Genomic DNA, 17,298 nt, shown 5'->3' with positions numbered 1-17,298 from the left:
CCGCCCCCTGTGACGCGGAGGGCCGCCGCACCGGTTGCGGCGGCCCTCCCGCGCGTCCGGCGGCGTACGGCAGGATGAGCGCATGACGAAGGTGCACGAGGGCCGGCTTGTCCTTCCCACCCGGGAGGACGAGGTCGCCGCGGCCGGCAGCGAGTTCATCGGCGGGCCGATCGGCCGCCATGCCAGGCTGGGCGGCCACTGGCTCCACCCGGTGCGCGTCGTGGCGCTGACCGCGATCGGGATGTTCGCGCTCGGCATGGTGCAGAAGCTTCCCTGCTACAACTGGGCGTGGTTCCGCGGGGCGGGCTCCCAGTACACCCACGCCTGCTACTCGGACATCCCGCACCTCTTCGTGGCCCGGGGCTTCGCCGACGGCCTCACGCCGTACTTCGACCGGATCCCCGGCGACATGGCCTACCTCGAGTACCCGGTGCTCACGGGCCTCTTCATGGAGGTCGCATCCTGGCTGACCCCGGGCGGCGGCTCCATGCAGCACCGGGAGCAGATGTACTGGATGGCCAACGCGGGCATGCTGATGGCCTGCGCCGCCGTCATCGCCGTGTGCGTCGCCCGCACGCACCGCAACCGGCCCTGGGACGCACTGCTCTTCGCCCTCGCCCCGGCGTTCGCGCTCACGGCGACGATCAACTGGGACCTGCTGGCCATCGCCCTGACCGCGGCGGGCATGCTCGCCTGGTCCCGCGGCCGGACCCTCCTCGCAGGCGTCCTGATCGGCCTGGCGACCGCGGCCAAGCTCTATCCCGTGCTGCTGCTCGGGGTGCTGTTCGTGCTGTGCTGGCGGGCCGGGAAGTGGCGCGCCTTCGGCGCGGCGGCCCTCGGCGCGGCCGTGTCGTGGCTGGTGGTGAACCTGCCGGTCATGCTGCTCGCCTGGGAGGGCTGGCAGAAGTTCTACACGTTCAGCCAGGAGCGGCCCATCGACTTCGGCTCCGTGTGGCTGCTGATCTCGCAGCGGACCGGGAACCCGCTGGCCGACGCCAACACGTACGCGACGGGCCTGACGCTGCTGCTGTGCGCGGGCATCGGGCTGCTGACGCTCTCGGCCCCGCGCCGCCCGCGCTTCGCGCAGCTGGCGTTCCTGGTGGTGGCCGTCTTCATCCTGGCCAACAAGGTCTACTCGCCGCAGTACGTGCTGTGGCTGATCCCGCTCGCGGCGCTCGCCCGGCCGCGCTGGCGCGACTTCCTGGTGTGGCAGGCGTGTGAGGTCATGTACTTCCTCGGGATCTGGCTCTACCTGGCCTACACCACCAGCGGGGACAAGCACGAGGGGCTGCCGCCCGAGGGCTACCAGCTGGCCATCGCGGTGCACCTGCTGGGGACGCTGTACCTGTGCGCGCTGGTGGTCCGCGACATCCTGATGCCCGAGCGGGACGTCGTCCGCCGCGACGGCTCCGACGACCCGTCGGGCGGCGTCCTGGACGGCGCCGGAGACGTGTTCACCCTGGCGGACGCCCTGCGCGGGCAGCGGCAGGAGGAGCCGGAGCAGCGGGTCGAGTGGGGCGCCGCCCGCGGCGGGTGACGGAGCGCGCCCGGCGGCTGCCGGGCGGGGACGGGCGGCGGGCCCGGGGCGGACGGCCCCGGGCCCGCCGCCCTTTACGCGTCGAGGAGGCGGTCGAACTGCGTCGTGGTGTGGCGCAGGTGCGCCACGAGCTCGTCGCCGACCTTCGGCTCGGGCGCGTCCGACGGCACGAACAGGATGGAGACCTGCATGTGCGGCGGCTCGGCGAACCAGCGCTGCTTGCCGGCCCACACGAACGGCGAAAGGTTCCGGTTGACGGTGGCCAGGCCGGCCCGGGCCACGCCCTTGGCGCGCGGCATCACGCCGTGGAGGGCCTTGGGGGCCTCCAGGCCGACGCCGTGCGAGGTGCCGCCCGCGACCACGACGAGCCAGCCGTCCGAGGCGGCCTTCTGCTGGCGGTAGCCGAACCGGTCGCCCTTGGCGACGCGGGTGACGTCCAGGACGCTGCCGCGGTAGGCGGTCGCGTCGTGGTCGCCGAGCCACAGCCGGGTGCCGATGCGGGCCCGGAAGCGGGTCTGCGGGAACTGCGCCTGGAGTCGGGCCAGGTCCTCGGAGCGCAGGTGGCTGACGAACATGGTGTGGAGCGGCAGGCGGGCCGCCCGCAACCGGTCCATCCAGCCGATGACCTCCTCGACCGGGTCCGAGCCGTCCGGGCGGTCCAGCGGCAGGTGCAGGGCGAAGCCCTCCAGCCGCACGTCCTCGATCGCCGCGGCCAGCTGGCCCAGGTCCTGCTCGGAGATGCCGTGGCGGCGCATGGAGCTCATGCACTCGATGACGACGCGGGCGCCGACCAGGCCGCGGACCCCGTCGAGGGAGGACACGGAGCGGATCACCCGGTCCGGCAGCGGCACCGGCTCCTCGCCCCGCCGGAACGGGGTGAGGACGAGCAGGTCGCCGCCGAACAGGTCCTTGATGGTCGCGGCCTCGTAGGTGGTGCCGACGGCCAGGATGTCGGTGCCCAGCCGGGTCGCCTCCTCGCAGAGCCGCTCGTGGCCGAAGCCGTAGCCGTTGCCCTTGCAGACCGGGACCATTCCGGGGAACTGGTCGAGGATCTGCTTGTGGTGCGCACGCCAGCGCGCGGTGTCGACGTAGAGCGTGAGCGCCATGCCCGTCCGGAGCCTCTCTGGAAATGGCTGCTGATGCAGCGGTGCGGTGGTGTGGGGGTGCGGGGCGTCAGCGGCGCGACATGTAGATGTCGAGCGCCTTGTGCAGCACCTTGTTGAGCGGGAAGTCCCACTCTCCGACGTACTCGACGGCCTCGCCGCCCGTGCCGACCTTGAACTGGATGAGGCCGAACAGGTGGTCGTTCTCGTCCAGCGTGTCGCTGATGCCGCGCAGGTCGTAGACGCTCGCGCCCAGGGCGTACGCGTCGCGCAGCATGCGCCACTGCATCGCGTTCGACGGGCGCACCTCGCGCTTGTGGTTGGCGGAGGCGCCGTAGGAGTACCAGACGTGCTGGCCGACGGTGATCATCGTGGCGGCGGCCAGGGCCTCGCCCTCGTGCTTGGCGAGGTAGAGCCGCATGCGGTTCGGGTCCTCGGAGTTGAGGGCCGTCCACTGGCGCTGGAAGTAGCTGAGCGGGCGCGGGCGGAACTTGTCGCGCACGGCCGTGACCTCGTACAGGTGCTGCCAGGTCTCCAGGTCCTCGTAGCCGCCCTGGACCACCTCGACGCCGGCCTTCTCGGCCTTCTTGATGTTGCGGCGCCACAGCTGGTTGAAGCCCTTGAGGACGTCGTCCAGCGAGCGGTTCGCGAGCGGCACCTGGAAGACGTAGCGCGGCTGGACGTCGCCGAAGCCGGCGCCGCCGTCCTCGCCCTGCTGCCAGCCCATGCGGCGCAGCTTGTCGGACACCTCGAAGGCGCGCGGCTCGATGTGCGAGGCCTCGACGTCGCGCAGCCGCTTGACCTCGGGGTCCTGGATGCCGGCCTTGATGGCGGCGGAGTTCCACCGCCGGATGACGACGGGCGGGCCCATCTTCACGGTGAAGGCGCCCTGCCGCTTGAGGTGGGCCAGCATCGGCTGGAGCCACTCCTCCAGGTTCGGGGCGAACCAGTTGATGACGGGGCCCTCGGGCAGGTAGGCGAGGTACCGCTTCACCTTGGGCAGCTGGCGGTACAACACGAGTGCGGCACCGACGAGTTCGTCGTTCTGGTTGAACCATCCGAGGTTCTCGGACCGCCACTCGTTCTTGACGTCGGCCCACGCCGGGACCTGGCAGTGGCTAGCCGAGGGCAGGCTCTGGAGGTATCCCAGATGCTGCTCTCGGCTGATGGTCCTCAGGGACAGGCTCATTCGGGGCGTCTCCTCCGGCGGCTTCGCTGGCTATGGCGCGAAGCCTACTGCGACAAGGGCGCCGCCCTTCTGGGGGACGGGTCGGTCCCGCCCCCGGTCAGCGGCGGGCGCCCTGCCGCGGAGGTGCCCCGGTCAGCCCAGCCAGCCTCCGAAGAGCCCGCCGTGGGCCATGCCGAGGAAGAAGCCGAGGCCCGACGCGCCAAGGCCGATGATCAGCGCGAAGCGCTCGCGTGTCGTCTCGGAGATGAACTGCCCGTAGCCGCCGGTCAGGATTCCGAGGAGGCCGGTCCACGAGGTGAGCAGGTGCAGGTCGTGGAAGAAGGCCGTGATGAACGACACGAAGCCGAGGACGAGGGTGGCCGCCATCAGGGCGTCCTGGACGGGGTGCGGCTTGCCGTCGGTTGCGAGCAGCGAGATGGAGGACTGGGTGCGTACTGCCTGTGCCATCGGAAAAGCACCTCCTGGCTGGGGCGGAGGGTGCTGCGGGCTGGCCGCGGCCCGGCCGGGCATAGCACCGAGCGCACCCGTTGCCTACAGATTGTGGGGCTCCGCTGCCGGATTTCAACCGGAAGGAGTCGGCGGGGTAGTCTGTACGGTCTGCGCGGTGTCTGCTCTCAGGCGCCGTGCGGTACGCATCACGACCCTCCTGCCACGGAACGACCGTGGCCGCTGAGTCCAAAGGAGGTGGGTTCCACATGCGTCACTACGAAGTGATGGTCATCCTCGACCCGGATCTTGAGGAGCGCGCTGTCGCCCCGCTGATCGAGAACTTCCTTTCCGTCGTCCGTGAGGGCAACGGAAAGGTCGAGAAGGTCGACACCTGGGGCCGTCGCCGTCTCGCCTACGAGATCAAGAAGAAGCCCGAGGGCATCTACTCGGTCATCGACCTGCAGGCCGAGCCTGCGGTCGTCAAGGAGCTCGACCGCCAGATGAACCTGAACGAGTCGGTTCTCCGGACCAAGGTCCTCCGCCCCGAGACCCACTGAACCCCGGTTCAGCGGTAATCGGGTTCGAGTAGCACAGCAGCCAGCAGCAATCCCCGCCGAGAGGTTCATCCATGGCAGGCGAGACCGTCATCACGGTCGTCGGCAATCTCGTCGACGACCCCGAGCTGCGCTTCACCCCCTCGGGTGCGGCGGTCGCGAAGTTCCGTGTCGCGTCCACCCCCCGCACCTTCGACCGCCAGACGAACGAGTGGAAGGACGGCGAGAGCCTGTTCCTGACCTGCTCGGTGTGGCGGCAGGCGGCTGAGAACGTCGCCGAGTCCCTTCAGCGTGGCATGCGCGTCGTCGTGCAGGGCCGGCTGAAGCAGCGGTCGTACGAGGACCGTGAGGGTGTCAAGCGCACGGTCTTCGAGCTGGACGTCGAGGAAGTCGGCCCCAGCCTGAAGAACGCCACGGCCAAGGTCACCAAGACCACCGGTCGCGGCGGCCAGGGTGGGTACGGCGGCGGCCAGCAGCAGGGCGGCGGCGCAGGTTGGGGCGGAAGCTCCGGCGGCCCGCAGGGCGGCGGAGCTCCTTCCGACGACCCGTGGGCGTCCAGCGCGCCGGCCGGCGGCCAGCAGCAGCAGCAGGGCGGCGGCGGTGGCTGGGGCGGAAGCTCCGGCGGCGGCTACTCGGACGAGCCCCCCTTCTAGGGAAGCTCGCATCCCCACTTCTTGATCACACAGGAGAGACACCATGGCGAAGCCGCCTGTGCGCAAGCCGAAGAAGAAGGTCTGCGCGTTCTGCAAGGACAAGACCGCGTACGTGGACTACAAGGACACGAACATGCTGCGGAAGTTCATTTCCGACCGCGGCAAGATCCGTGCCCGCCGCGTTACCGGCAACTGCACGCAGCACCAGCGTGACGTCGCCACGGCCGTGAAGAACAGCCGTGAGATGGCGCTGCTGCCCTACACGTCCACCGCGCGATAAGGAAAGGGTGACCGACACATGAAGATCATCCTGACCCAGGAGGTCTCGGGCCTCGGTGCCGCCGGCGACGTCGTCGACGTCAAGGACGGCTACGCTCGCAACTACCTGGTCCCGCGCGGTTTCGCGATCCGCTGGACCAAGGGCGGCGAGAAGGACGTGGCGCAGATCCGCCGCGCCCGCAAGATCCACGAGATCGCGACCATCGAGCAGGCCAACGAGGTCAAGGCCAAGCTCGAGGGCACGAAGGTCCGTCTGGCCACCCGTTCGGGTGACGCCGGCCGTCTCTTCGGCTCCGTGACCCCGGCCGACATCGCCACGGCGATCGAGGCTTCCGGTGGTCCGAAGGTCGACAAGCGCCGCGTCGAGCTGGCTGCCCCGATCAAGACCCTCGGTTCGTACCAGGTCTCCGTGCGTCTGCACGCCGAGGTCGCCGCGAACGTGGGCGTCGAGGTCGTCGCCGCCTGAGTGCCGCGTACGAAGGGCCGCACCCTCTCGGGTGCGGCCCTTCGCCGTGTTTCACGTGAAACATGCGCCGGCTGTCAGCGGGTCGCGCCGGCGACGGCCCAGCGTCCGGAGCGGGTCCGCAGCTGGAGGGTCGCCATGCGGACGAGCATCATCAGCGTCATCGCCCACCACAGGGCCGTGAGGCCGCCGCCCAGGACCGGTACGAGCAGGGCGGCCGGGGCGAACACCGCCAGGGTGGCCAGCATGGCCCAGGCCAGGTAGCGGCCGTCGCCGGCGCCCATGAGGACGCCGTCGAGGACGAAGACGATCCCGGCGACCGGCTGCGAGGCGGCCACGACGAGCAGGGCCGGCAGCAGCGCATCCTCCACTGCGGGGTCGGTGGTGAAGAGGGGCACGATCAGCGGGCGGGCAGCAGCCAGCAGGAGGCCGAGGACGGTGCCCGAGGCGATGCCCCACTGCACCATGCGGCGGCACACGGCCTTGGCCCCGTCGGTGTCCCCGGCGCCCAGATACCTGCCGATGATGGCCTGGCCCGCGATGGCGATGGCGTCGAGGGCGAAGGCGAGCAGGCTCCACAGGGAGAGCAGGATCTGGTGGGCGGCGACATCGGCGTCGCCGAGACGCGCGGCCACGAAGGTGGCGATCATCAGGACGGCACGCAGGGAGAGCGTCCGCACCAGCAGCGGCGCGCCGGCCTGGGCACAGGCCCGGATCCCGGCCGCGTCGGGGCGCAGGGAGGCGCCGTGCCGGCGGGCGCCGCGGACCACCACGGCGAGGTAGGCGCCGGCCATGGCGAACTGGGCGAGGACCGTGCCCCACGCGGAACCCGCGATGCCGAGGCCGGCCCCGTAGACGAGGGCGGCGTTCAGGCCGGCGTTGAGGGCGAAGCCGCCGACGGCGACATAGAGCGGGGTCCGGGTGTCCTGGAGGCCGCGGATGACTCCGGTGGCTGCGAGGACCACCAGCATCGCGGGGATGCCGAGCGCGGAGATCCGCAGGTAGGTGGTGGCGTGCGGGGCGACGGTGTCGGAGGCGCCCAGCAGCGAGACCAGCCAGGGTGCGGTGGGCAGGGCAGCGGCGGCCACGGCCGCACCGAGCAGCAGGGCGAGCCAGATGCCGTCCATGCCCTGGCGGATGGCGGCCTGGAGGTCGCCCGCGCCGACGCGCCGGGAGACCGCCGCGGTGGTGGCGTAGGCGAGGAACACGAACACGCTCACCGCGGTGGTGAGGAGGGCGGCGGCGATGCCGAGGCCGGCCAGCTGCGGAGTGCCGAGGTGGCCCACGATGGCGCTGTCGGCCAGCACGAACAGGGGCTCGGCGACGAGTGCGCCGAAGGCCGGGACGGCGAGGGCGAGGATTTCCCGGTCGTGCCGTCGCGGTGCCGCCTTCCGCGGTTCGAGGGCTTGTGTCATGGGACTCAATCTAATCTTCCACAGGTAATAGACGCAAGGCCATTAAGCTCCTTACCTGACGAGGGGTCCGGGTGTGCGCGGCACCTCGTCCGAGGCGATCTGGGGGAAGGTGCCGAGATTTTTCTCCGACGTAGGCTGTTGCCGGAGAACGTGCAGGTCAGGGCGGTGGTCAGGGGTGGTGGGTGATTTTGTCCACAGCGCTGTCCCCCGGTCCGTGCACAGCTTCGGCCGAGTTACCCACAGCATTGGGTCGGTCATCCACATCTCATCCACACAGCCTGTGGATAACAAGATTGGCTGATGCCGCCTCCGGGCCTACCGTTGTGCGTTGCCCGACCCGCCGGGAGCGGATCCGGGTGTCCCGAATGTCAGAGCCGTGCCGTAGAAGACTGGCACGGCGAGGTCCGCGCTGCGGACGGGAGGAGGCGGCCCGGTGAGTATCCCCGAGCCCACGGACGACCCCTGGGCCGACAGCGGTCCGGGTGACCGTCTCCCCACCCGCTCGCGCCGCGGCGGGGACGGCCGCGGCCGCGGGGACGAGCAGCGCGAGTCCGGCCGCGAGGGCGGCGCCTGGGACGGCGGCGGCTTCGAGCGCGTTCCGCCGCAGGACCTCGACGCCGAGCAGTCCGTGCTCGGCGGCATGCTCCTCTCCAAGGACGCCATCGCGGACGTCGTCGAGATCATCAAGGGGCACGACTTCTACCGGCCCTCCCACGAGACGATCTACCAGGCCATCCTCGACCTGTATGCCAAGGGCGAGCCCGCCGACCCGATCACGGTCGGCGCGGAGCTCACCCGGCGCGGCGAGATCGGCAAGGTCGGCGGCGTCTCCTACCTCCACACGCTGGTCCAGTCGGTCCCGACGGCCGCGAACGCCTCGTACTACGCGGAGATCGTCCACGAGCGCGCCGTCCTGCGCCGCCTGGTGGCGGCCGGTACGAAGATCACGCAGATGGGGTACGCCGCCGACGGCGACGTCGACGAGATCGTCAACAGCGCCCAGGCCGAGATCTACGCCGTCACCGAGCAGCGGACCTCCGAGGACTACCTGCCGCTCGGCGACATCATGGAGGGCGCGCTCGACGAGATCGAGGCCATTGGTTCGCGCAGCGGCCAGATGTCCGGCGTCCCGACGGGCTTCACCGACCTCGACTCCCTCACCAACGGCCTCCACCCCGGCCAGATGATCGTCATCGCGGCCCGTCCCGCCATGGGCAAGTCGACCCTCGCCCTGGACTTCGCGCGCGCCTGCTCCATCAAGAGCAACCTGCCCAGTGTGATCTTCTCGCTCGAGATGGGGCGCAACGAGATCGCGATGCGCCTGCTCTCGGCGGAGGCCCGCGTGGCCCTGCACCACATGCGCTCGGGCACCATGACCGACGACGACTGGACCCGCCTGGCCCGCCGCATGCCCGATGTCTCGGCCGCCCCGCTCTACATCGACGACTCCCCGAACCTGTCGATGATGGAGATCCGGGCGAAGTGCCGCCGCCTCAAACAGCGCAATGACCTCGCCCTGGTGGTCATCGACTACCTCCAGCTGATGCAGTCGGGCGGCTCCCGCCGGCCCGAGAGCCGCCAGCAGGAGGTCTCGGACATGTCCCGCAACCTCAAGCTCCTCGCCAAGGAGCTGGAGGTGCCCGTGATCGCGCTCTCCCAGCTGAACCGCGGCCCCGAGCAGCGCACCGACAAGAAGCCGATGGTCTCCGACCTGCGCGAGTCCGGCTCCATCGAGCAGGACGCCGACATGGTCATCCTGCTGCACCGCGAGGACGCGTACGAGAAGGAGTCACCGCGGGCCGGTGAGGCGGACCTGATCGTGGCCAAGCACCGAAACGGCCCGACCGCGACGATCACGGTGGCCTTCCAGGGTCATTATTCGCGGTTCGTGGACATGGCCAACACGTAGCATCCGGGGCATGGACGCCCTGCCTGACGAACTGCACCTGCTTCCCGCGACTCGGCGCGCGCTGCTCCACCGGATCGCCGCCGCCCAGAGCGAGGGGCGGGCGCCCTCGCTGGTCGCTGCGGTCGCCCGCGGCGGCGCCGTCGTCTGGGAGGGCGCGCGCACCTCGGCGGAAGGCCACGGGCCCGACGGGAACGTGCAGTACCGGATCGGCTCCATCACCAAGACGTTCACCGCGGTGCTCGTGATGCGGCTGCGTGACGAGGGGCTGCTGTCGCTCGCCGATCCGGTCGAGAAGCACCTGCCCGGCACCGGTGCCGGCGAGGTGACGGTCGCCCAACTGCTGTCCCACACGGGTGGGCTGGCCGCCGAGACTCCCGGCGAGTGGTGGGAGCGCTCCTCCGCGGCGCTCCGACCGGAACTCGCAGACGTACTCGGCGAGGAGCCCTTCCGGTTCGAGCCGGGCAGGCGCCACCACTACTCCAACCCGGGTTACACGCTGCTCGGTTCGCTCGTCGAGGCGCTGCGGGGCAGGCCGTGGGAGGAGGCGCTCCGCGCGGAGGTGCTGGAGCCCCTGGGCCTGGACCGCACCACGGTGCAGGCCCAGGCGCCGTATGCGGGCGGCTGGGCCGTTCACCCGTGGGCCGACGTGATGCTTCCCGAACCCGCGGAGGACCTGGGACTGATGGCCCCTGCGGGCCAGCTGTGGTCCACTACCCGGGACCTCGCACGGTTCGGGCAGTTCCTGATCCACGGTGACGACCGCGTCCTCGGCGCGGCGACAGTCGCGGAGATGGCCGTCGCGGCGTCGCCTCCGGAGCCGGGGCTCGCCGACCAGGGGTACGGGCTGGGCCTGCAGCTCGTGCAGAGCGGCGCCCGGCGGATCGCCGGGCACAGCGGCTCGCTGCCCGGCTTCGTCGCCGGCCTGTGGCTGAGCGCGGCGGACGACCTGTCGGCGGTCGTGCTGGCCAACTGCACGTCCGGGCTGCCCGCTGCGACGGTCGCGGTGGAGCTGCTGCACCTCGTGGCCGAGGCGGAGCCGCGGATCCCCGCCCCGTGGAAGCCCTTCGCGGAGGAAGATCCGGTGGCCCTGGAGCTGTGCGGGCCCTGGTACTGGGGGACGGCCGCGCACGCGGTCCGGCTGCGCTCCGACGGCCACCTGGAGCTCGGCCCGGTGGCGGTGCAGGGCCGTGCCGCCCGGTTCCGCCCCCAGCCCGACGGCACCTGGGTGGGCCTGTCCGGCTACTACGCGGGCGAGACCCTGCGGGCCGTGCGCGGGCCCGACGGCACGGTGAGCCACCTCGACCTCGGCTCCTTCGTGTTCACCCGGCAGCCCTACGACCCCGAGACGCCCGTTCCGGGCGGAGTGGACCCGCAGGGCTGGCGCGGCATCGGCTGACCTCGCCGACGGTCAGAGGGCGAGTTTGAAGCCGACGTGCGAGGCGGTGAAGCCGAGCCGCTCGTAGAAGCGGTGGGCGTCCTTTCGCGTCGCGTCCGACGTGAGCTGCACCAGCCGGCAGCCCTCCTCCCGGGACCGCTCGACCGCCCACTCGATGAACCGGGTGCCGAGACCGCTGCCCCGTTCGTCGGCGTGGACGCGGACGCCCTCGATGACCGAGCGCATGGCGCCCTGGCGGGACAGGCCCGGAATGAAGGTCAGCTGGAGGGTGCCCACCACGCGGCCGTCGCGGACCGCGACCATCACGTGCTGGTTCGGGTCCGCGGCGAGCTGCCGGTAGGCCGCCCGGTAGGGGGTGAGGTCGTCCGGTGACTCGCGTGCGGCGCCCAGAGGATCGTCGGCCAGCATGGCGACGATGGCCGGAAGGTCCTCTTCGGATGCCGGGCGGATGACGGCCTCGGACAGGTCGGACACGGTGCCTTCCTTTCTCAGCCGGCGGCCACGGTCAGCGGGGCCCAGCGGCGGGTCCAGTCTCCGGGAAGGGAGGGCAGGGCGCGGGTCATGACCGCGTTGAAGGCGACGGTCTCCAGGCCGCGCTCCCTGAGCCAGGCGGTGAACTCCTCGTGGCGCACATCGACATCCGTGCGCAGGGGCCGGTCGGTCAGGGCGGCGAGCGCGGTCGTCAGGGCCTTCGCGCCCTCGGTGTCCCGTGCGATCAGCGGGCCGATCACATGTGTCTCCATGTTGGGCCACATGGCCGCGTAGCCGATGAGCCGGCCCGCTCCGTCCTCGGCGACGAGCAGGCGGTCCGCGAACGCCGGAAGCCGCGTGACCATGTGAGTGCGGTCGGTTCCGAAGACCTCGGTGTCCAGGCGCACGATCCGCGGGATGTCCTCGCCGGTGGCCGGGCGCACCACTGCCGCGGCCGGATCCGGCCCTGCCTGACCGGGCCGGAAGGAGCCCCTCAGCATCTCGGCCCGCCCCGTCGAGGCGAATCCGAGCTCCTCGTACAGGGGCTGGCCGTGGGGTGTGGCATGGAGGGTGAGCGGCACCCCCTTCAGAACGTCGTCGCACACATGTGTCATCAGTCGGCGGCCGAGGCCGCGGCGGGCGTACCGGTCGGCCACCAGGACCATTCCGATCGCCGCCAGTTCGGGCTCATCGGGGGCGGGTCCGTAGGAGGTGACGACGCAGGCCGCGGCGAGCCCGGCTCCATCGGGAGCGTCGATGCCGTAACCGGAGCCTGCGGCGAGGAGGAGCCCCCACTTGTGGTCCTCGCGCGGCCACCCGCGGTCTTGGGACAGGTCGGCGCAGCGGCGGAGGTCGTCCACGGTCAGCGCCCGGATCGGCAGGTCGGTGAGGTGTGGTGGTGTCACCCGGCCAGACTGGATCATCGCGGGAGGGGCGTCCAGGGGAATTCGGCCGAAGTTCGCCGGTGAACCGGCTGATGTTTCACGTGAAACCTGGCGGTGTTTCACGTGAAACCACGCCGGGGTTTCCGGCGGAACCCGCCGTTTCACGTGAAACCAGCCGTTAGCCTCCCTGCCATGACGCGCCTGCACCTGTTCGATCTCGACGGCACCCTGATGTACGGATCGGCCGCTCCGGTCGAGATCTCCCGGCAACTCGGCCTGGGGGCGGAGATCGCGGCGCTGGAGCGGGCCTTCAGTGCTCGCAAGCTGGACCCGCCGCAGTTCTCCCTCGCGGTGCACGCGTTGTGGGCGGAGCTGACGACGGCGCATGTCCGCGCAGCCTTCGACGGCTCCCCCTGGCTGTCGGGCATCCGTGAGGTGTGGTCGGAGATCAGGGAGCGCGGCGAGTTCTGCGCCGTGGTTTCGCTGTCGCCGTCGTTCTTCGTGGAACTGCTGCTGGAGTGGGGCGCGCACGCCGCCCACGGCTCGCTCTTCCCGCAGGTGCCGTTCGTCGGCCCGATGGACGTCGCGGGCATCCTGACGCCCAAGGACAAGGTTTCGGTGGCGGACCGGCTGTGCGAGCGCTTCGGACTGTCCCGGGCCGACTGCGTGGCATACGGGGACTCGGCGACGGACGAGGTGCTCTTCGGGGCCGTGCCGGTGTCGGTGGCGGTCAACGCGCGCCCGTTCCTTGCCGAACGGGCGACGCACGTGTACGAGGGCCGGGACCTCCGGGAGGCCTACCAGCTCGTTGCCGCGGCACGCCCGGGAGTCGCAGCATCTTAGGAGGAAAGAGCGCCGGGAACGCGGACTTTCCCCAATCCCCCGCGGGTGTTTTCGATCGGCTGGCAGGCTGTGGGACCCGGAACCACGGATAGAAGGCCGTGGCGTGCTTGTCGACCGAGACGCTCGAAGCGAGGCACCGCATGGACGCTCCGCCCACCAGACCGGCCAGACCCGCGACCCGGATATCGCCCGGGAGCAGTCGGACCGAACCGTCCCCGGACGCGGTGCTCATCCGCCGGACGCTGCAGGAGATCGCCCCCGTCGCCGACCGGGTGACGTCCTACTTCTACGCACTGGTCTTCACCCGGCACCCGGAACTGCGGGACATGTTCCCGGTCGCGATGGACACCCAGCGCGACCGGCTCCTCAAGGCGCTGCTCACCGCCGCCGAGCACATCGACGACCCCGGTGTGCTCACCTCCTACCTGCGGCGCCTCGGCACGGGCCACCGGAAGTACGGCACGCAGCCCGGCCACTATCCGGTGGTCGGCGAGGCGCTGATCGGCGCGCTGGCCCGCTATGCGACGGCCACCTGGGGAGCCGAGGCGGAGGCGGCGTGGGTGCGCGCGTACACCGCCATCTCCCAGACGATGATCGACGCGGCTGCCGAAGACGAGCGGACATCCCCGGCCTGGTGGCACGCGGAGGTCGTCTCCCACGAGCTGCGCACCCAGGACATCGCAGTGCTGACGGTCCGCCCCGACCAGCCGTACCCCTTCCTGGCGGGCCAGTACACGAGCCTGGAGACCCCGTGGTGGCCCCGGGTGTGGCGCCACTACTCCTTCGCCTCCGCGCCGCGTGCCGACGGGCTGCTCTCCTTCCACGTGAAAGCCGTCCCCGCGGGCTGGGTCTCCAATGCCCTGGTGCGTCACGCCCGGCCCGGCGACGTGCTCCGGCTCGGTCCCCCCGCCGGGTCCATGGTGGTCGACCACACCACCGACAACGGCATGCTCTGCCTGGGCGGCGGCACGGGGATCGCCCCGATCAAGGCCCTGATCGAGGACGTGGCGGAGCACGGCGAGCGCCGGCCGGTGGAGGTCTTCTTCGGGGCGCGCAGCGACGGGGACCTCTACGACAAGGACACCCTGCTGGGGCTCCAGCGCTCGCACCCCTGGCTGTCGGTGCGCCCGGTGGTCGGCGAGGGGCTGGCCGGGCAGCTCCCCCAGGCCGTGGGCGAGCACGGCCCGTGGAGTTCGTACGACGCGTTCGTCTCGGGGCCGCCGGCGATGATCCGCAGCGGGGTGGACGAACTGCGGCGGATCGGGATCCCGCAGGACCGTATCCGCTACGACGCGGTCGGCGACCTGGTGGGCGCGGCCGTTTGACGCCCGAGACCCCCGAACCGGCGGGTTCGCGTGGGCTCAGCCCAGATCGGGCGCGTGCATGGCCCGGACCCCCTCGATGTTGCCGTCGAGGTAGTGGCGCAGGGACAGCGGGACGAGGTGGACGGCGGCGATGCCGACCCGGCTGAACGGCACGCGGACGATCTCGTACTCGCCCTCGGGCTGGTCGACCTCGGGGCCGTGCCGCTGGCCCGGGTCCATCGAGGCCAGGCGGCAGACGAAGAAGTGCTGCACCTTCACCCCCGTAACCCCGCCCTCGGCGATGTGCTCGACGGTGTCGACGAAGCAGGGCACCACATCGGTGATCTTGGCTCCGAGCTCCTCGTGGACCTCCCGGTGGAGGGCGTCGACGACGGTGGCGTCGGTGGGCTCGACGCCGCCGCCGGGAGTGAGCCAGTAGGGGTCGACGCCGGGCTTGGTGCGCTTGATGAGGATCAGGTCGTCACCGTCGAGCAGAATCGCGCGGGCGGTGCGTTTGACCACGGGACGTTCGGTCATGGGGAAAGAGTGGCCCGGGACTCCGGTTCTGAAACGCGCTGTCGGCCGGAATGCGCCGGTTCACCAGCGCGCCGCCGCACCCACCAGCAGCTCGTGGGCGCGGGCCAGGTGGGAGAGTGCGAGGCTTCCGGTGCGGACGACGAGGAACCAGGTGCGCAGCGGGGGGACGGGAGGCTCGGGCAGGGCGACGACCTCCCCGCGGTCGAGGGCCTCCCGGCACAGGTAGCGGGGAAGTACGGCGAGTCCGGCGCCCGCCCGCACGCACTCCAGCACGGCCCGCAGGTCGGGGACGACGACGGTCGCGGCGTCGGGCCGGGTGTCGGGCCGGCTCTCGAACACGGCCGCCCAGTACCGCGTGGCCAGCGGCATGCTCTCGTGCACCTCGACCAGCGGAATGCCGTCGAGGGTGGCCGGCCCGGCCTCGCGCAGCCGGTCCGGGTCGACGAGCGCCGCCCAGTACGGGGCGGCGACCAGGAGGTGCTCCTCGTCGCAGAGGGCGGTGGCCGTGAAGAGCCCGCCGCGCGGCCGGACGGTGGTCGTGACGAGGTCGTGGTGGCCGGAGGCGAGGCCGTCGAGGGCTTCTGCGGCGTCGGTCCGCAGCGCCGTGCGCAGGGCGTGGCCCTGGCCGACGAGCGGGGCGAGCGCGGGCAGGACGCGCAGGGAGAGGAACTCGGGCGGACCGGCGAGGTGCAGGGTCCGCTGGGCGCCGGCCGCCTCCCGCTCGGCCTCGGTGATCCGCAGCAGGGCGTCGAGGTGCGGCGCGGCCTTGTGGGCGAGCTCGTCACCGACGGCGGTCGGGGTGACACCGCGGGAGCGCCGGTGGAACAGGGGGCGCCCCAGTTGGCGTTCGAGCGTCCGTATCTGCGAGGTGACGGCGGGCTGCGACAGCCCGAGCAGGGCGGCGGCCCGGGTGAACGAGCCCGCCCGGTGCACGGCCACGAAGGTGCGCAGCAGGGCCAGGTCCATGGCGGCCCCTCTCGGTGGGCCTTCCACTATAAATATGCCGATAGGCCCCTGTCGCTACGGTGATTGGACTCTGACGCACGGTCAACTAGCCTGGGACACGTGGTTCTTGCGTGGAACCCGGAGGCGGTCCGAGCCAGGAGGGGGGAGGCTCGGACCGCCTTCCGCGCCTGCTCAGGGACCGGCCGCGGCCGCGTCGTCGAGGGCCCGCAGCACGTCCGCGACCAGGTCGTCCTCGTCCTCGATGCCGGCGGAGAAGCGGATGAAGCCCTCCGGGACGGCGTCGCCGCCCCACCTGCGCCGCCGTTCCGCAGTGGACCGGACACCGCCGAAGCTCGTCGCGTCCTCGACCAGGCGCAGCGCCGCCATGAACCGCTCGGCGTGGGCCCGGTCGGGCAGCGTGAAGGAGACGACGGAGCCGAAGCCCTGCATCTGGCGTGCGGCCGTGGCGTGCGAGGGGTCGCCGGGCAGTCCCGGGTGGCGGAGACCGGTGACCTCGGCCCGCCCGGTCAGCGCCTCGGCGACGGCCAGGGCGTTGGACCACTGGCGGCGGGTGCGCAGCTGGAGGGTGGCCAGGGAGCGGTGGGCGAGCCAGGCCTCCATGGGGCCCGGGATGGAGCCGATGACCTTGCGCCAGCGCCGGATGCCTGCTGCGAGTCCGGGGTCGCGGCAGACGACGTAGCCGAGCAGGACATCGCCGTGGCCGGTCAGCCCCTTGGTGCCGCTGGCCACGGAGAAGTCGGCGCCCAACTCCAGCGGCCGCTGCCCGAGCGGGGTGGCGAGCGTGTTGTCGACGGCCACCAGGGTGCCGCCCGCCCGTGCCGCCTCGGCCAGGCGCCGTACGTCGCAGACGTCCAGTCCGGGATTGGAGGGCGTCTCGATCCACAGCAGCCGGGCACCGTCGAGGGCGGCGAGCTGGGCGTCGCCGCTGGTGGGGGCTGTGCGGACGCGGACCCCGTAGGCCGCGAGCTGCTCGCGGACCAGGGGCAGCGCCTGGTAGCCGTCGTCGGGCAGGACGACGGTGTCGCCGGCCCGGGCCTGGGAGAGGAGGACGGCGGAGACGGCGGCCATGCCGGAGGCGAAGACCACGGTCTGCGCGCCGTCCGCGCCGGGGGCCTCCAGTTCGCCGATGGCCTGCTCCAGCAGGGTCCAGGTGGGATTGGTGTCCCGTCCGTAGGTGTACGGGCCCTCCACCTCCCCGGGGAGGTGGAAGTGGGCGGCGAAGACGGGGCCGGGCAGCGGCGGCTCGTTCTTCACCGGCTCCGGAAGGCCTGCCCGCACGGCGCGGGTGCCCTCCCCCGCCGCGGTGGGCGCGGAGGCCCGGCCCCCGGTGCGGTCGTTCCCGTTCATGCGGTGTGCTCCTTCACGG

At 71.6% G+C, this 17,298-nt stretch carries 18 protein-coding genes; 9 read left to right on the top strand and 9 right to left on the bottom strand.

Translation table 11 applies throughout. The features are described from left to right. The first annotated feature begins 82 nt into the window (after positions 1-82). Positions 83-1,537 carry a glycosyltransferase family 87 protein gene (locus C0216_RS30470; RefSeq protein ID WP_114058330.1) on the top strand — a complete coding sequence of 485 codons (1,455 nt, stop codon included), beginning with the start codon at positions 83-85 and terminating at the stop codon, positions 1,535-1,537. A 74-nt stretch (positions 1,538-1,611) separates the two neighbouring features. Here C0216_RS30470 and C0216_RS30465 read toward each other — a convergent pair whose 3' ends face one another. The 3 genes from C0216_RS30465 to C0216_RS30455 form a co-directional block, all read right to left on the bottom strand. Beyond that, positions 1,612-2,643, bottom strand: coding sequence for an alanine racemase (locus C0216_RS30465; RefSeq protein ID WP_114058329.1), 1,032 nt, complete (start codon positions 2,641-2,643; stop codon positions 1,612-1,614). 67 nt (positions 2,644-2,710) lie between these two features. Then, complete coding sequence (locus C0216_RS30460; protein ID WP_114058328.1) at positions 2,711-3,829, bottom strand: lipid II:glycine glycyltransferase FemX; 1,119 nt, start codon at positions 3,827-3,829, stop codon at positions 2,711-2,713. A gap of 132 nt (positions 3,830-3,961) precedes the next feature. Beyond that, on the bottom strand, positions 3,962-4,276 hold the full coding sequence (locus C0216_RS30455) for a hypothetical protein (protein ID WP_114058327.1): 315 nt from the start codon (positions 4,274-4,276) through the stop codon (positions 3,962-3,964). Between the two features lie 248 nt (positions 4,277-4,524). Here C0216_RS30455 and rpsF point away from each other — a divergent pair, with 248 nt between their 5' ends. The 4 genes from rpsF (at position 4,525) to rplI (ending at position 6,210) form a co-directional block, all read left to right on the top strand. Then, positions 4,525-4,815 (top strand): 30S ribosomal protein S6, encoded by a 291-nt coding sequence (rpsF, locus tag C0216_RS30450; protein WP_003956532.1) that lies wholly within the window; start codon positions 4,525-4,527, stop codon positions 4,813-4,815. A gap of 71 nt (positions 4,816-4,886) precedes the next feature. Continuing rightward, a complete protein-coding gene (locus C0216_RS30445; protein ID WP_114058326.1) occupies positions 4,887-5,465 on the top strand; it encodes a single-stranded DNA-binding protein in 579 nt (192 codons plus the stop codon). A gap of 43 nt (positions 5,466-5,508) precedes the next feature. Beyond that, positions 5,509-5,745, top strand: a complete 237-nt coding sequence (rpsR, locus tag C0216_RS30440) for a 30S ribosomal protein S18 (RefSeq protein WP_005315025.1) — start codon at positions 5,509-5,511, stop codon at positions 5,743-5,745. Positions 5,746-5,763: 18 nt separating this feature from the next. Next, on the top strand, positions 5,764-6,210 hold the full coding sequence (gene rplI, locus C0216_RS30435; RefSeq protein WP_114058325.1) for a 50S ribosomal protein L9: 447 nt from the start codon (positions 5,764-5,766) through the stop codon (positions 6,208-6,210). Between the two features lie 74 nt (positions 6,211-6,284). Here rplI and C0216_RS30430 read toward each other — a convergent pair whose 3' ends face one another. Next, a complete protein-coding gene (locus C0216_RS30430; protein WP_114058324.1) occupies positions 6,285-7,622 on the bottom strand; it encodes an MATE family efflux transporter in 1,338 nt (445 codons plus the stop codon). Between the two features lie 433 nt (positions 7,623-8,055). Between C0216_RS30430 and dnaB the strand changes: the two genes are divergently transcribed. Both dnaB and C0216_RS30420 read left to right on the top strand, forming a co-directional pair. Continuing rightward, a complete protein-coding gene (dnaB, locus tag C0216_RS30425; protein WP_114058323.1) occupies positions 8,056-9,531 on the top strand; it encodes a replicative DNA helicase in 1,476 nt (491 codons plus the stop codon). A 10-nt stretch (positions 9,532-9,541) separates the two neighbouring features. Beyond that, positions 9,542-10,927: a serine hydrolase domain-containing protein gene (locus tag C0216_RS30420; protein WP_114058322.1), complete on the top strand. Its 1,386-nt coding sequence runs from the start codon at positions 9,542-9,544 to the stop codon at positions 10,925-10,927. Positions 10,928-10,939: 12 nt separating this feature from the next. Here C0216_RS30420 and C0216_RS30415 read toward each other — a convergent pair whose 3' ends face one another. Both C0216_RS30415 and C0216_RS30410 read right to left on the bottom strand, forming a co-directional pair. After that, positions 10,940-11,392, bottom strand: coding sequence for a GNAT family N-acetyltransferase (locus tag C0216_RS30415; protein ID WP_114059028.1), 453 nt, complete (start codon positions 11,390-11,392; stop codon positions 10,940-10,942). A 23-nt stretch (positions 11,393-11,415) separates the two neighbouring features. Further along, complete coding sequence (locus C0216_RS30410) at positions 11,416-12,303, bottom strand: GNAT family N-acetyltransferase (RefSeq protein ID WP_114058321.1); 888 nt, start codon at positions 12,301-12,303, stop codon at positions 11,416-11,418. Positions 12,304-12,474: 171 nt separating this feature from the next. On the opposite strand from C0216_RS30410, the gene C0216_RS30405 reads away from it, so the two are divergent. Then, positions 12,475-13,125: an HAD family hydrolase gene (locus C0216_RS30405; protein ID WP_114058320.1), complete on the top strand. Its 651-nt coding sequence runs from the start codon at positions 12,475-12,477 to the stop codon at positions 13,123-13,125. A 224-nt stretch (positions 13,126-13,349) separates the two neighbouring features. Then, positions 13,350-14,450 carry a globin domain-containing protein gene (locus C0216_RS30400; protein WP_246042753.1) on the top strand — a complete coding sequence of 367 codons (1,101 nt, stop codon included), beginning with the start codon at positions 13,350-13,352 and terminating at the stop codon, positions 14,448-14,450. A 36-nt stretch (positions 14,451-14,486) separates the two neighbouring features. On the opposite strand, the gene C0216_RS30395 is transcribed toward C0216_RS30400, so the two are convergent. From C0216_RS30395 to C0216_RS30385, 3 genes are all read right to left on the bottom strand, one after another. Then, complete coding sequence (locus tag C0216_RS30395) at positions 14,487-14,966, bottom strand: NUDIX domain-containing protein (RefSeq protein ID WP_114058319.1); 480 nt, start codon at positions 14,964-14,966, stop codon at positions 14,487-14,489. 60 nt (positions 14,967-15,026) lie between these two features. After that, positions 15,027-15,932, bottom strand: coding sequence for a LysR family transcriptional regulator (locus tag C0216_RS30390; protein ID WP_114058318.1), 906 nt, complete (start codon positions 15,930-15,932; stop codon positions 15,027-15,029). Between the two features lie 171 nt (positions 15,933-16,103). After that, complete coding sequence (locus C0216_RS30385) at positions 16,104-17,279, bottom strand: cystathionine gamma-lyase (RefSeq protein ID WP_114058317.1); 1,176 nt, start codon at positions 17,277-17,279, stop codon at positions 16,104-16,106. Positions 17,280-17,298: the final 19 nt, after the last annotated feature.

The organism is Streptomyces globosus, from assembly GCF_003325375.1.
In the GTDB taxonomy this organism is placed as follows: Bacteria; Actinomycetota; Actinomycetes; order Streptomycetales; family Streptomycetaceae; genus Streptomyces; species Streptomyces globosus_A.
This window is presented reverse-complemented; position numbering and strand designations above follow the sequence as displayed.

Excerpts from the sequence above, each read along its gene's own strand:
- C0216_RS30470 (WP_114058330.1), top strand. The coding sequence starts at position 83 with ATGACGAAGGTGCACGAGGGCCGGCTTGTCCTTCCCACCCGGGAGGAC.
- C0216_RS30465 (WP_114058329.1), bottom strand. The coding sequence starts at position 2,643 with ATGGCGCTCACGCTCTACGTCGACACCGCGCGCTGGCGTGCGCACCAC.
- C0216_RS30460 (WP_114058328.1), bottom strand. The coding sequence starts at position 3,829 with ATGAGCCTGTCCCTGAGGACCATCAGCCGAGAGCAGCATCTGGGATAC.
- C0216_RS30455 (WP_114058327.1), bottom strand. The coding sequence starts at position 4,276 with ATGGCACAGGCAGTACGCACCCAGTCCTCCATCTCGCTGCTCGCAACC.
- rpsF (WP_003956532.1), top strand. The coding sequence starts at position 4,525 with ATGCGTCACTACGAAGTGATGGTCATCCTCGACCCGGATCTTGAGGAG.
- C0216_RS30445 (WP_114058326.1), top strand. The coding sequence starts at position 4,887 with ATGGCAGGCGAGACCGTCATCACGGTCGTCGGCAATCTCGTCGACGAC.
- rpsR (WP_005315025.1), top strand. The coding sequence starts at position 5,509 with ATGGCGAAGCCGCCTGTGCGCAAGCCGAAGAAGAAGGTCTGCGCGTTC.
- rplI (WP_114058325.1), top strand. The coding sequence starts at position 5,764 with ATGAAGATCATCCTGACCCAGGAGGTCTCGGGCCTCGGTGCCGCCGGC.
- C0216_RS30430 (WP_114058324.1), bottom strand. The coding sequence starts at position 7,622 with ATGACACAAGCCCTCGAACCGCGGAAGGCGGCACCGCGACGGCACGAC.
- C0216_RS30420 (WP_114058322.1), top strand. The coding sequence starts at position 9,542 with ATGGACGCCCTGCCTGACGAACTGCACCTGCTTCCCGCGACTCGGCGC.
- C0216_RS30405 (WP_114058320.1), top strand. The coding sequence starts at position 12,475 with ATGACGCGCCTGCACCTGTTCGATCTCGACGGCACCCTGATGTACGGA.
- C0216_RS30395 (WP_114058319.1), bottom strand. The coding sequence starts at position 14,966 with ATGACCGAACGTCCCGTGGTCAAACGCACCGCCCGCGCGATTCTGCTC.
- C0216_RS30390 (WP_114058318.1), bottom strand. The coding sequence starts at position 15,932 with ATGGACCTGGCCCTGCTGCGCACCTTCGTGGCCGTGCACCGGGCGGGC.
- C0216_RS30385 (WP_114058317.1), bottom strand. The coding sequence starts at position 17,279 with ATGAACGGGAACGACCGCACCGGGGGCCGGGCCTCCGCGCCCACCGCG.